The sequence below is a fragment of the Thermococcus sp. EP1 genome (assembly GCF_001317345.1).
Lineage (GTDB): Archaea > Methanobacteriota_B > Thermococci > Thermococcales > Thermococcaceae > Thermococcus_A.
Genome location: NZ_JXCG01000007.1, coordinates 101,245 through 112,401, shown reverse-complemented (window position 1 = coordinate 112,401; position 11,157 = coordinate 101,245). Strand labels below are relative to the sequence as shown.

Here is an 11,157-nt window from a genome sequence, read left to right as displayed (position 1 = left end):
GAAAATGGAGAGGGCTATTAGAATGGCACCACTAACACCAAACCACCACTTCTACATTGACCAACAAACAAACGCAGCTGCAAAATACGTACTTAGAGAGTTAGGAAAGAAGTTTGTAAAAGAAGGCCTGTTAGAAGAGCCCTACGACATACTTTACCTGAAGTATGATGAGATAAGAACACTATTTGCAGATCCCTCAGAAATTGATGCCAAAGCTTTAGTCAAGCAGAGGAAAGAAGAAAGAGAAAAAGCTAAAGAAATTATCCCAGCTCCTTATGTAGGTACAATTACAGAATGGTCCATCAAAGAAGAGCCATACAAGCAGGGACTATGGGGATGGAGCCTTGAAAAACTACAACAAGAAAAAGAAACATATGAACTTGCAAAGACTGGTAAGGCCAAAATCTTAAAAGGTCTCGCAGCAGGAGCACCAAAGGTAATAGAAGGAGTCGTTAAAGTAGTAGAGGGACCACATGAATTCGACAAAGTTGAAGATGGAGACATTCTTGTTTGTGACATAACAAGCCCAGCATGGATTTCAGTATATCCAAAAATAAAGGGAGTAATAACAAACAGTGGAGGACTGTCCTCTCACCCAGCAATAGTTTCAAGAGAATTTGGTATCCCCTGTGTAGTGAGTACAAGAATAGCTACCAGGATGCTCAAAGATGGTATGAAAGTGCGCTTGGATGGAATAAATGGTATAGTAACTGTTTTAGAAGAAGAATGAGTTTTTTGAATTTTTAATTATTTTTATTTATGCTTTAGGGGGCTTCTATAATGTACATTAAGAGAGATAATGAGTACTTGATAGTAAAACTAGAAAGAGACGAAGATCTTCTAAATGGATTAACAAAAGTTGCAGAAAACGAAAACATCAAAGCCGGGATGATTATCTCAGGTATTGGAATGCTAAAAGATTTAGAAATAGGGTATTACACTGGTACTGGATATATGCGGAAAAAATTTGAAGGAATCTATGAAATAGTCTCGATAACAGGATATCTCCAAGAAACTGCTCCAAGAGCCCATCTCCATGTAAGCATTGCAGATAAAAACAATAATGTCTATGGAGGACACTTGCTTGGTGGAAAATGCGATCCCTATGCAATAATAGCAATTATTTCATACAATAAGGTACGCTTCAAGAGAGTTTATGTAGAAAAAGCAAAAAGGATGGAAACAGAGATATACGAGGTTTAAAATGTCTATAGAATAAAATTAAAAGTCAAAGAATCTCCCGAATTGCCTTTTCAATTTTCTCCGTACTTGGCATCCACTCTTTTTCTAGAGCTGGGCTGAAGGGAACTGGTGTAGCTGGAGCTGTAACAAGCTTAACTGGAGCTTTTAAGCTCTCAAAAGCTTTACTAACGGCTAAGGCTGCTATATCCGTAGCAAAGCTGCACCTTGGATAGGCCTCATCCACTACAACAAGCTTTCCAGTTTTCTTTATGGAATTGAGAATAGTTTCGGCATCTAACGGTACAAGAGTTCTTGGATCGATGACCTCAACGCTTATTCCCTCCTCTTCAAGTTTGTTCGCAACTTCTAGGGCTCTGTGAACCATTAAAGCTGTTGCTACAACTGTGACGTCTTTTCCCTCTTTCTTAACATCAGCCTCACCAAGAGGAATTGAATAGGCTTCCTCTGGAACCGGCCCTTTAATTCCATAGAGCATCTTATGCTCGATGAAAATCACTGGATCATCATCTTCAATTGAAGATATTAGCAACCCCTTGGCATCATATGGAGTGGAGGGCATAACCACCTTTAATCCTGGGACATGGATGAAGAGCGCATGCAACGATTGAGAGTGTTGTGCTGCAGCGCTTGCTCCTGCTCCAGAGACTGTTCTAATCACTATTGGAATCTTGGCCTTTCCTCCAAACATGTACTTCATTTTAGCCGCTTGGTTGTAAATCTGATCATATGCTACCCCAAGAAAGTCTATGAACATTAGCTCCACAACAGGCCTTAACAAACCTGCCGCAGCGGCTCCTACTCCTGTTCCTATAAATCCGCTTTCTGCTATGGGTGTATCTTTAACTCTTTCCTCCCCATACTTATCAATGAGTCCCTTTGTAACACCAAAGATACCTCCATATCTTCCCACGTCTTCACCCATCACAACAACCTTTGGATCCTTGGACATTTCATAGTCTAGCGCTTCATTAAGGGCTTCTGCAAAGGTGATTTCCCTTACCACTGCCATACCAACACCCCCTTTGTTGGGGTTGAGAATACATCTTCAAGAACTTCTTCCGGTTTGGGCCATGGGCTTTCCTCAGCAAACCTTATGGACTCTTCAATTTCATTCTTAACTTTCTCTTTGATCCCCTCAAGTTCTTCTTTGCTTAAGAGGCCTTTCTCCAGAACGGTTCTCTCGAAAATCACTATGGGATCTTTGTTCTCTCTCCACCACTTTACCTCGTCTCTTGATCTATATATTTCAGGATCTCCCTCAAAGTGTCCCCTGAACCTGTAGGTTTTTGCCTCTATTAGAGTTGGTCCCTCTCCCCTCCTAGCTCTCTCTATTGCTTCTTTAGCAACCTCATAAACTGCAAAAACGTCTTGGCCATCTACACTAACTCCAGGAATTCCATAGGCTGCTGCCCTTTCAGCAACACTTTTTATCACTTGCTGCTTTGAGTAGGGAAGAGAAATTTGATAGAGGTTGTTTTCACATACAAATACAACCGGAAGTTTCCAAATCGCAGCAAGGTTTATTGCCTCGTGGAAGTTTTGCTGGTTAGATGCTCCATCTCCAAAGAACGCCACAGCGACACTGTCTAAACCATTTAGCTTTATCCCTAATGCTGCGCCTACCGCATGAGGAATTCCACCGCCGACTATACCATTTGCTCCTAGCTCGCCGACATCCAAATCAGCTATGTGCATTGATCCTCCTTTTCCTTTGCATATCCCAGTAGCTTTTCCAAATAACTCCGCCATTGAGGCCTTAATGTTGCCCCCTTTTGCAATAAAATGTCCATGCCCTCTGTGAGTACTCGTTATAAAATCGTCCTTTCTTAGGTGAGCCATTACTCCCGTTGCTACTGCCTCTTCTCCAATGTATAAGTGAACGAACCCTGGTATCTTGCCTTGAGCGAAAAGTTCTGCAACCCGCTCTTCATGTTCCCTTATCTTAACCATTGCTTCATATATCCACAACAGTTTTTCTTTTGGGATCTCAGCCATCTCCCTCCCCTCTAATCATTATAGATTTGAAGAAGAGCTTATTTTGTAAGGAGGTTATTGAACCACAACACAACTAAACATTGTGACTTTCTTAAAGAGGAAGTATATATACTTTTCTATTTTTATTCCAAAAGTTTATTAAGATCAAGTTAAAATAGCGATATGGTGATATCTATGTCAAGTGTAAATGTCATTATGCCAAAATTAGGTATGACCATGAAAAAAGGGACTATCATAGAGTGGAAAAAGAAGGTTGGAGAAAAAGTAGAGAAAGAGGAAATAATCGCTATAGTGGAGTCTGAGAAGTTAACCGGAGAAGTGAAAGCTCCAGCTTCTGGGGTTTTGGTGCAGATCCTTCATGATATCGGTGATGAAGTTTCTGTAGGTGAAGTTATAGCAATAATAGAAACCGAGGGGAGTTGAAGTGGTGAGGGAAGAAGTTAGAATGATCGCTGAGCAATATGATATAGATCTCTCAAAGATACAAGGCTCAGGACCCAACGGAGAGGTTACACTTGAAGATCTTGAGAAATACATAAAAGAGCACTTCTTTCCAAAAGTAAAAGAAGAAAAAAGAGTGTTTGGAATAAGAAAAGTCATAGCAGAGAGACTCTCAAAAAGCTACAGAGAGGCTGTTCACGTGACCCTAAATATGGAAACCGAGATGGACAATCTCATCGAGATGAGAAAAAAGCTTACTGAAAAACTCAACACAAAGCCCTCCTATACTGTTTTAATGCTCAAATGCATTGCAAAAGCCCTTAGGGACTTTATAGAGATTAATGCAACAATGGAAGAAGGAAAAATAGTAATTTACGAGAACATAAACATAAACGTGGCCGTAGATAGCCCAATAGGTTTAATAACTCCAGTGATCAGAGACGTCGATAAAAAATCACTTGAGGAGCTCCTACAGGATTATGCAGACATTGTTGAAAGAGCAAGGAAAGGCGCACTTAAGGAAAAAGATTTTGTCGGAGGAACATTTACTATTACAAATCTCGGAATGCTTGGAGTTGATTCCTTTACCCCGATCATCAACCCACCCCAGATTGCGATTCTGGGCCTTAACAGAATAGCCCAAAAACCGGTAGTTAAGAGCGGAGAGATCAAAATAGCAAATACAATGATGCTTTCCCTAACCTTTGACCACCGGGCCATAGATGGAGCACCAGCGGCAAAGTTTTTGGGAAGAGTCAAGTACTACATGGAAAATCCAGAGAAGGTGTTTGAGATTGGGTGAATGGAAAAGATATGTTATTGAAATGGGAATGGGGATAGATCAACATGGACAAGACCCCACAAAAGCTGCGATAAAAGCAGTAAAGGATGCAATAAGCAGGGTCTGTGCTGTTGGACTTGTGGAACTTTTCGATTTCAATCCCAAGAACATAAGAATAGAAAGCATCATCGGTGTTCCTTACCCTGAACGTGTGGCGATAGAGAAAGTGAAAGCTGCAATCCCCTTAGAATGCAAGAAGGATGTGAATATTATCGAAGGAGGTCTAAAAGGACCCGGTATAGCTTTAAAAGAATTTGGAGACAAAACAGATGAAATCCTAATCGCGGTAGCATTTATAACGATTTACATAAGGAGAGGAACCTGATGAGAAAAATTACAGTTGGAATTATAGCAAACCCTGAATCCGGTAGGGATATAAGGCGTTTGATAGCCCATGCAAGTGTATTCGACAATATGGAAAAAGTCAATATAGTGAAAAGGCTTCTGCTCATAATGCAAGAATTGGGTGTTGAGAAAGTTTTAGCAATGCCCGAAACCTTTGGAATAGTACCAGCTGCATTGCATGCTGTAGGGGAGCAAGTATCTTTGGAAGTGGAAATGCTTCCGATGAAGGTTTTTGGAGACTGGAGAGACACATTAAAAGCCACAGAACTCATGAGAGATAAAGTAGATGCCATAATTGTAATTGGAGGAGATGGGACCAATAGGGTGGTAGCAAAGGCCTCTGGAGAGACTCCTTTAATGCCTATATCCACAGGAACAAATAATGTATTTCCATACATGATAGAGGCCACAATAGCTGGAGCGGCGGTTTCAGCCATAGCAACCGGTATAGTTAAAGCCGAGGAGGGTACATACAAAACAAAAAGAATTGAGCTCTACGAGAATGGGGAACTTAGGGATATAGCATTAATCGATGCTGTCGCAACGTTGCACTCTTTTAAAGGCTCCAAAGCTGTTTGGAAGCCGGAATATCTAAAGGAAGTTGTGGCAAGTGTTTCCTCACCCTACAACATTGGACTAAGTTCAATCCCGGGAATGTTAAGAGAGATAACAGAAAGAGATGATTTAGGGATATATGTAGAGCTTGGTGAAGGGCGATCATTAAAAGCCCCTATAGCCCCAGGTGTATTTAGAAGCATAAGAGTCAAAGAAGTACGAACTCTGGAATTAAACGAAGAAATCGAACTAAAAACATCTCCATCTCTTTTAGCCCTTGATGGAGAAAGGGAGACCGAGATAAAAGGAAAAATAACAGCAAAAATAACGAGAAACGGTCCTCGGGTTATAGATTACAAAAAGACCCTGAAGATAGCAGCAGAGAGAGGCTTCTTTAGCGACTAATGCCACATTTTTTCTATTTTTTCGTTAATTACCCGTTCATTCAGCTGGGGAGGATATGTCAAGTTCCATTCCTTCTTTGAATACTTTTCTTCATAAAGGACCTTAGCTATCTTTAATTCTTCCTTTAAGGGATCATCAAAGGTAGGATTTTCCAGTAACGCCCTGGAATAACCCCATATTAATGCATTTACAACATCTTCCATTTTAATTCCCTTCACAAAAGTGGAGAGATTGGCAACCCTATATTTAACTGGATCAAAAGTGTGCCATTTTGGGATCTTAAGGAAAGAATAAAGTCTCAACAAATCAGAATTTACTAACACAGAACCATGTAGAAAAAGAACCCCCCATCTTATACTTGCAGCAGTCCCGGAAACTTTTCTTTCATTTACAACGACATCGTTAGTGTTCTTTAAATAACTCCTCAAGCCAAGCTTTTTCAATGCGAACAGAGTTCCCCTTAAAAGAACTCCATAAAGGTAATCCAATGGATAAGTTACATCCCTCCTAATTACCAGAGAGTAATTTAAACAACCACTATCATGGTAAACCGTTCCCCCACCCGTAAATCGACGTATTATTGGAATTCCAAATCTCTCAACATTTTGCCAATTAACATCCTCATCAACTTTTCTAAAACGGCCCAGAACAATTGAACTCCCGTTAGTCCATATCCTCAAGGTGTCATTAATAATATCTTTCCCCCTAACCCTTGCAAGGGCTTCTTCAAATGCTAAATTCAAGTATGGATTTGAAAATTCAGTAATCAAGACTCTCAACGGCATAATCATTTTTGGAAAGAAAAATAATTAAAAGTTTTGAAAAAACTAAACCTCTATGAGGGCTATTACCTGGCCTTGAGAAATTTCTTCGTTCTCATGAACCAATATCTTAAGCCTTCCACTAGCTGGAGCCTTTATCGTCTCGATTATCTTCTCTATCATAATCTCCGCTATCTCTTCTCCTTCCTCAACCAGATCTCCATCATGCTTGTACCACTGATTTATCACACCCTTTTTATCCTCCTGGCTAATCTGTGGAACTTTCACCTCTACTTCCATTGTCTCTCCTCCAATGCCAAATCAGATTATGGCCTTCACAGCATTAATTATCTTCTCCTTGTCTGGAAGAACGTATCTCTCCAAAACTCTGCTGTAGGGAACTGGAACGTCTGGGTAAGCTATCCTCACGGGAGGAGCCTCTAAAGATATCCCATTTTCAACAACTGTTGTAATAACTTCCCCACTCATTCCATAGCTTCTGTAGTCCTCATCCACTACAACTAAGCGCCCGGTCTTCTTTACTGAATCCAAAATGGTCTTCTTGTCCAAGGGAACCAAAGTCCTAAGATCAATCACCTCAGCACTTATACCATCTTTTTTAAGCTCTTCTGCAGCCCATAATGCCTCATAAACCATCTTTGCAACTGCCACAATGGTAACGTCGTCTCCTTCTCTAACTATCTTTGCTTCCCCAATAGGCACAGTATAAGGCTCTTCTGGAACTTCAACTGCTGCCTCAGCTGGAGAAGGCATCCATCCAAGGCCCATTAGTCCTTTGTGGAAGAAATACATTACAGGATTGTCATCCCTAATTGCAGAAATCATTAGTCCCTTTGCATCGTAAGAGTTTGAGGGAATTACTATTTTTAAGCCTGGGACGTGAGCAAAAAGTCCGTAAAGGCATTGTGAATGCTGTGCAGCATCACTATACCCGCCACCCATTGCGGTCATTATTACTACTGGCATTTTCACTTGTCCGCCAGACATGTAGTGGGCTTTGGCTATATGGTTGTAAATCTGATCCATGGCAACTCCAAAGAAGTCAACGAACATCAACTCAACTATTGGTCTCATTCCCTTAGATGCAGCTCCTAAGGCTGCTCCTATAAAGGCAGATTCACTTATTGGTGTATCTCTAACTCTTTCAGGTCCAAACTTCTCAAGAAGACCACTTGTTGCACCAAAGATGCCCCCATATGCTCCAATATCCTCGCCCATAACAAATACGTTTTCATCTCTCTCCATTTCTTGAGCTATAGCCTCAGATATGGCCTTATACATGGGAAGTTTTCTTGCCATTTCACTCACCCCCCGCAAAAACGCCCTTTAAAGCTTCTTCTGGTTCTGGATATGGGCTGTTTACAGCAAAATCAATAGCCTCTTGAACTTCCTTAATATTCTCTTCTTTGATCTTGTTGAGTTCCTCCTCTGTGGCAATACCCTTCTCCAAGAGCATCTTTTCAAAGTTCAGAAGGGGATCTTTTTGCTTAGCCAGCTCTAGATCTTCTTTGGGCCTATAGTGTTGAGGATCTCCTTCAAAGTGGCCTCTCAACCTATAAACTTTTATCTCAATTAGACTTGGCCCTTCTCCTCTTCTGGCTCTTTCAACGGCCTCTTTAGCCACCTCATACACAGCTATAACATCCATTCCATCTACACTAACCCCTGGAATTCCATACGCAGCTGCTCTTTCACTGTTCTTTGAAACTGCTGTAGACTTTTCTTTTGGAACTGATATTGCCCAGCTGTTGTCCTCTATTACAAAGATCACAGGAAGTTTCCAGATTGCCGCTAGGTTAAGGGCTTCATGAAAAGTCCCCTGATTCGCTGCACCATCTCCACCTACTGCAACCGCAACATAATCCTCGCCTTTCAGCTTTGCGGCTATTCCAACACCAACTGCTTGTGGAAAACTTGCTCCGACAATTCCACTACAACTAAAGTTGTATTCTGCATCAAAGAGATGCATGTGCCCTCCTTTACCACCTGATAGACCAGTGGCTTTTCCAAAAATCTCAGCGGTCATCTTCTTTAGGTCTACTCCTTTAGCTATCGCAAAGTGGTGGGCCCTATGGGTCCCTATAAGTGCATCCTCTGGCTTTAGGTGCATGCAAACTCCCACAGCAGCAGACTCTTGGCCTGAAGAAAGATGGAGTTCTCCTGGTATTGGGCCTGCAGAAATGTCAAATCGGGGGCTCTTCTCTTTATAATACCACTCTGCAAGTGTTTCCTCGTAAGTTCTAATCTTGTGCATTCTTTTGTATATCTCCAGCAAGGTTTCTTTAGGAATCTCCTCTAATTTCGCCATCCCACACACCTCTGTATACATTAACAAAACAAAAAAAGAAATAAACAAATCATTTATATAGAATTCATTTTGTAAATATATAATTTACGGTGCAAAAAAGTTTACAAATATCAGATAAATCTTCTAAATAATCTCTAACGTTATAAGATCTCCAACCTCTAAGTCTCCACCAATTAATTTAAGTCTATCCTCATTGCAATAAACACCTACGCCTTTAATCTCTCTTCCATTGGCAAATACTCTAAAATCAGTGGTAAAAATTCCCACGTTATTTTCGAGAAGGATATTAGCTCTCACTTTCTTTCCTAAAAGATCTCCTTCTAAATCCCCAAATATAGCTCCATAATGATAATGAGGCATTCCTCCTTCAATATTTCCAAAGGGAGTCATTTTCTTTCTTCCTCTCCTAAGTGGCTTCAGCCAGACATAATGTTCTTTCTTTTCAATAACCTCAAATTCATTGCCTTTGGCCATTGGAACCAATTTTCTTATGATAGGAAAGAATACAATCCCTCCCCTAGCCCTATATCTGTCTTGACACGGCCTAAATTCAAAATGTACATGTTTATCACTCCAAGGTGAAAAGAAACCGGAGAATCTTAACTCTCCAATCTCATCACCAAGAAAAACCTTTTCACCAAGTTTAACATTTGGATTCACATGGAGAACCTTCAGACAAAAATCTTCCACTTCGAATATCAAGAGATAATCCTCACCAACAGGAATGTGCCTCGGAGTTTTTATCCTCCTTATCTCAATTAATTTGCCTTCCTCAAAGGGAAAAAGAGCTTTTTCCTCAAAATAAACATCTACGGCAGTACCCAGTTTATGAGGGACATATGGAGTGTCGAAAAAAGAATATCTTACATTTGGAATTTCAAATGGAAGGCCGTTTACTCGAGCTATTTCCACTTATTTCACCTCTATGAATTCCCATCCTCTCTTGTGGATTTCGATACCCTCTGTTTTTATGTTTAACCCCTTTATAATTTCCATAAGCTCTTTCACAAATTTCCAGAATTTTTCGTCATTAACCATGACTCTGTAACTTTCAGGGAAAGCGTTTTTTAACATCTCTCTGAATTCTCTTCCAGCTGCGCCAAGATTAAGGACTTCAAAGAAGTAATAATCCACAAAACCTCTTGTCTCTTTAACTATGGCCTCTATATCAGTAAGTTCAGGGATTATTGGACTCACAAAGGCATAATTCTTGATTCCTTCATCTTTAAGCTTCTTAAGAGCATCAATTCTAAGCTTCTGTGAAGGTGTAAGTGGTTCTATTAGATGCTTTTCCTTTCCTTCAAAGCTATTTACTGTTAACCCAACTTCAATTTCATTAAAAAGCTTGAAGAGATCGATATCCCTCATAACAAGGGGGGATTTTGTAAGGATGCTGAGCTTATTCCTCTTATTCATCGCCTCAAGAGTCCTTCGTGTAAGCTTTAGCTCTTTTTCTATCGGTTGATAAGGATCACTTATGCTTGACATCATAACTTCTCCATAAACTCTCTTTCTTGCAAGCTCTGGTGCGTTAATCTTTGCCTCCACCCACGTGCCCCACTCCCCATAAGATTTCCATTTGCAGATGAACTTGGCATAACAGTATTTACAAGCAAATTGACAGCCAACGTATTGATTTATAGCATACTCTACTCCAGGAATTCTACTTTTGGTATAGATGTTCTTTGCCCTTGTTTTGATAACTTTCATCTGAACACCTCTATCAATTTGAGAACTCCAAAGAATATTGAAAAAAGTATTAGTCCAAGAAAGACCCTATAAATTGTCAAAAACTTCTCTTCTTCCTCAAATTTTCTGAGTTTAAGCAACATCCAGAACGCCCATATCCAAAGGCCTATTTGAGCAAGAATAAGAGGGAGATCATAAGAGTAGTAAGGAGGTGAAAAAACTGAAGGCACAAACAACATTATACTTAGAAAGAGACTGAGGAAAATTAAGACTGGAAGAGTTAAGACTGAAAGCGAGGGGTTAACCTCTCTGATAATTATAGAGTATGTAAGGAGAAGAGTTACCAGAATATGCATTCCATAAAACCCAAGAAACTTTCCACTAATTTCTCCTCTTGTCATCACTCCATACACAAACAGAAGAATTGTCCCACCAAGATATGATAAAATCCATGTGGTTAAATCTTTATAAAACCCATACGGAGCATCAAAGTTGGCAAAAGCTATAGCCCCAGGCTGTGTCATCATTAAAATTGCCAAAGTGAAAAACACGAGCCTCAGTTCTTTTCTCTCCATGACAACCCCAAACTTAAA

The 11,157-nt window shown here is 40.2% G+C and carries 15 protein-coding genes; 6 read left to right on the top strand and 9 right to left on the bottom strand.

Annotated features, from left to right (window positions below; all coding sequences use genetic code 11):
* Together EP1X_RS07250 and EP1X_RS07245 are read left to right on the top strand one after the other, a co-directional pair.
* A partial coding sequence (locus EP1X_RS07250) for a PEP-utilizing enzyme (RefSeq protein ID WP_253276556.1) occupies window positions 1–730 on the top strand: 730 nt, incomplete at its 5' end.
* A 50-nt stretch (window positions 731–780) separates the two neighbouring features.
* Entirely contained in the window at window positions 781–1,203 is a 423-nt protein-coding gene (locus EP1X_RS07245) for a PPC domain-containing DNA-binding protein (protein WP_055283139.1), read from the top strand.
* Window positions 1,204–1,228: 25 nt separating this feature from the next.
* Here EP1X_RS07245 and EP1X_RS07240 read toward each other — a convergent pair whose 3' ends face one another.
* Window positions 1,229–2,212 carry an alpha-ketoacid dehydrogenase subunit beta gene (locus EP1X_RS07240; protein WP_055283137.1) on the bottom strand — a complete coding sequence of 328 codons (984 nt, stop codon included), beginning with the start codon at window positions 2,210–2,212 and terminating at the stop codon, window positions 1,229–1,231.
* Window positions 2,200–3,198 (bottom strand): thiamine pyrophosphate-dependent dehydrogenase E1 component subunit alpha, encoded by a 999-nt coding sequence (locus tag EP1X_RS07235; protein ID WP_055283135.1) that lies wholly within the window; start codon window positions 3,196–3,198, stop codon window positions 2,200–2,202. Before EP1X_RS07235 ends, EP1X_RS07240 begins: the two co-directional genes overlap by 13 nt.
* Before the next feature lie 174 nt (window positions 3,199–3,372).
* Here EP1X_RS07235 and EP1X_RS07230 point away from each other — a divergent pair, with 174 nt between their 5' ends.
* Genes EP1X_RS07230 through EP1X_RS07215 form a run of 4 tightly spaced genes read left to right on the top strand, consistent with a single transcriptional unit; the run spans window position 3,373 to window position 5,785 of the window.
* Window positions 3,373–3,621, top strand: coding sequence for a biotin/lipoyl-containing protein (locus EP1X_RS07230; RefSeq protein ID WP_055283132.1), 249 nt, complete (start codon window positions 3,373–3,375; stop codon window positions 3,619–3,621).
* Between the two features lies 1 nt (window position 3,622).
* The gene (locus tag EP1X_RS07225; RefSeq protein WP_055283130.1) at window positions 3,623–4,441 is read left to right on the top strand and encodes a dihydrolipoamide acetyltransferase family protein; all 819 of its coding nucleotides are present in this window, start codon (window positions 3,623–3,625) and stop codon (window positions 4,439–4,441) included.
* A complete protein-coding gene (locus tag EP1X_RS07220) occupies window positions 4,434–4,805 on the top strand; it encodes a Lin0512 family protein (protein ID WP_172672608.1) in 372 nt (123 codons plus the stop codon). The genes EP1X_RS07225 and EP1X_RS07220 overlap by 8 nt, the downstream gene beginning before the upstream one ends.
* Complete coding sequence (locus EP1X_RS07215) at window positions 4,805–5,785, top strand: NAD(+)/NADH kinase (protein ID WP_055283128.1); 981 nt, start codon at window positions 4,805–4,807, stop codon at window positions 5,783–5,785. The genes EP1X_RS07220 and EP1X_RS07215 overlap by 1 nt, the downstream gene beginning before the upstream one ends.
* Here the strand turns inward: EP1X_RS07215 and EP1X_RS07210 are convergent.
* The 7 genes from EP1X_RS07210 to EP1X_RS07180 all read right to left on the bottom strand — a co-directional run bounded on the left by EP1X_RS07210 (window position 5,782) and on the right by EP1X_RS07180 (window position 11,139).
* On the bottom strand, window positions 5,782–6,570 hold the full coding sequence (locus tag EP1X_RS07210) for a biotin/lipoate A/B protein ligase family protein (protein ID WP_055283126.1): 789 nt from the start codon (window positions 6,568–6,570) through the stop codon (window positions 5,782–5,784). The genes EP1X_RS07215 and EP1X_RS07210 overlap by 4 nt on opposite strands.
* Window positions 6,571–6,612: 42 nt before the next feature.
* Window positions 6,613–6,846: a lipoyl domain-containing protein gene (locus EP1X_RS07205; protein WP_055283121.1), complete on the bottom strand. Its 234-nt coding sequence runs from the start codon at window positions 6,844–6,846 to the stop codon at window positions 6,613–6,615.
* Between the two features lie 21 nt (window positions 6,847–6,867).
* The gene (locus EP1X_RS07200) at window positions 6,868–7,866 is read right to left on the bottom strand and encodes an alpha-ketoacid dehydrogenase subunit beta (protein ID WP_055283115.1); all 999 of its coding nucleotides are present in this window, start codon (window positions 7,864–7,866) and stop codon (window positions 6,868–6,870) included.
* Between the two features lies 1 nt (window position 7,867).
* A complete protein-coding gene (locus EP1X_RS07195) occupies window positions 7,868–8,875 on the bottom strand; it encodes a thiamine pyrophosphate-dependent dehydrogenase E1 component subunit alpha (RefSeq protein WP_055283114.1) in 1,008 nt (335 codons plus the stop codon).
* Window positions 8,876–8,998: 123 nt separating this feature from the next.
* The gene (locus tag EP1X_RS07190) at window positions 8,999–9,787 is read right to left on the bottom strand and encodes a hypothetical protein (protein ID WP_055283112.1); all 789 of its coding nucleotides are present in this window, start codon (window positions 9,785–9,787) and stop codon (window positions 8,999–9,001) included.
* Window positions 9,788–10,585 carry a radical SAM protein gene (locus EP1X_RS07185; RefSeq protein ID WP_055283110.1) on the bottom strand — a complete coding sequence of 266 codons (798 nt, stop codon included), beginning with the start codon at window positions 10,583–10,585 and terminating at the stop codon, window positions 9,788–9,790.
* Window positions 10,582–11,139: a hypothetical protein gene (locus tag EP1X_RS07180; protein WP_055283108.1), complete on the bottom strand. Its 558-nt coding sequence runs from the start codon at window positions 11,137–11,139 to the stop codon at window positions 10,582–10,584. Before EP1X_RS07180 ends, EP1X_RS07185 begins: the two co-directional genes overlap by 4 nt.
* Between the last annotated feature and the right edge of the window lie 18 nt (window positions 11,140–11,157).

Bases quoted from the DNA above. Each gene is read 5' to 3' on its own strand.
- EP1X_RS07245 (WP_055283139.1), top strand. From the start codon at position 781: ATGTACATTAAGAGAGATAATGAGTACTTGATAGTAAAACTAGAAAGA.
- EP1X_RS07240 (WP_055283137.1), bottom strand. From the start codon at position 2,212: ATGGCAGTGGTAAGGGAAATCACCTTTGCAGAAGCCCTTAATGAAGCG.
- EP1X_RS07235 (WP_055283135.1), bottom strand. From the start codon at position 3,198: ATGGCTGAGATCCCAAAAGAAAAACTGTTGTGGATATATGAAGCAATG.
- EP1X_RS07230 (WP_055283132.1), top strand. From the start codon at position 3,373: ATGTCAAGTGTAAATGTCATTATGCCAAAATTAGGTATGACCATGAAA.
- EP1X_RS07215 (WP_055283128.1), top strand. From the start codon at position 4,805: ATGAGAAAAATTACAGTTGGAATTATAGCAAACCCTGAATCCGGTAGG.
- EP1X_RS07210 (WP_055283126.1), bottom strand. From the start codon at position 6,570: ATGCCGTTGAGAGTCTTGATTACTGAATTTTCAAATCCATACTTGAAT.
- EP1X_RS07205 (WP_055283121.1), bottom strand. From the start codon at position 6,846: ATGGAAGTAGAGGTGAAAGTTCCACAGATTAGCCAGGAGGATAAAAAG.
- EP1X_RS07200 (WP_055283115.1), bottom strand. From the start codon at position 7,866: ATGGCAAGAAAACTTCCCATGTATAAGGCCATATCTGAGGCTATAGCT.
- EP1X_RS07195 (WP_055283114.1), bottom strand. From the start codon at position 8,875: ATGGCGAAATTAGAGGAGATTCCTAAAGAAACCTTGCTGGAGATATAC.
- EP1X_RS07185 (WP_055283110.1), bottom strand. From the start codon at position 10,585: ATGAAAGTTATCAAAACAAGGGCAAAGAACATCTATACCAAAAGTAGA.
- EP1X_RS07180 (WP_055283108.1), bottom strand. From the start codon at position 11,139: ATGGAGAGAAAAGAACTGAGGCTCGTGTTTTTCACTTTGGCAATTTTA.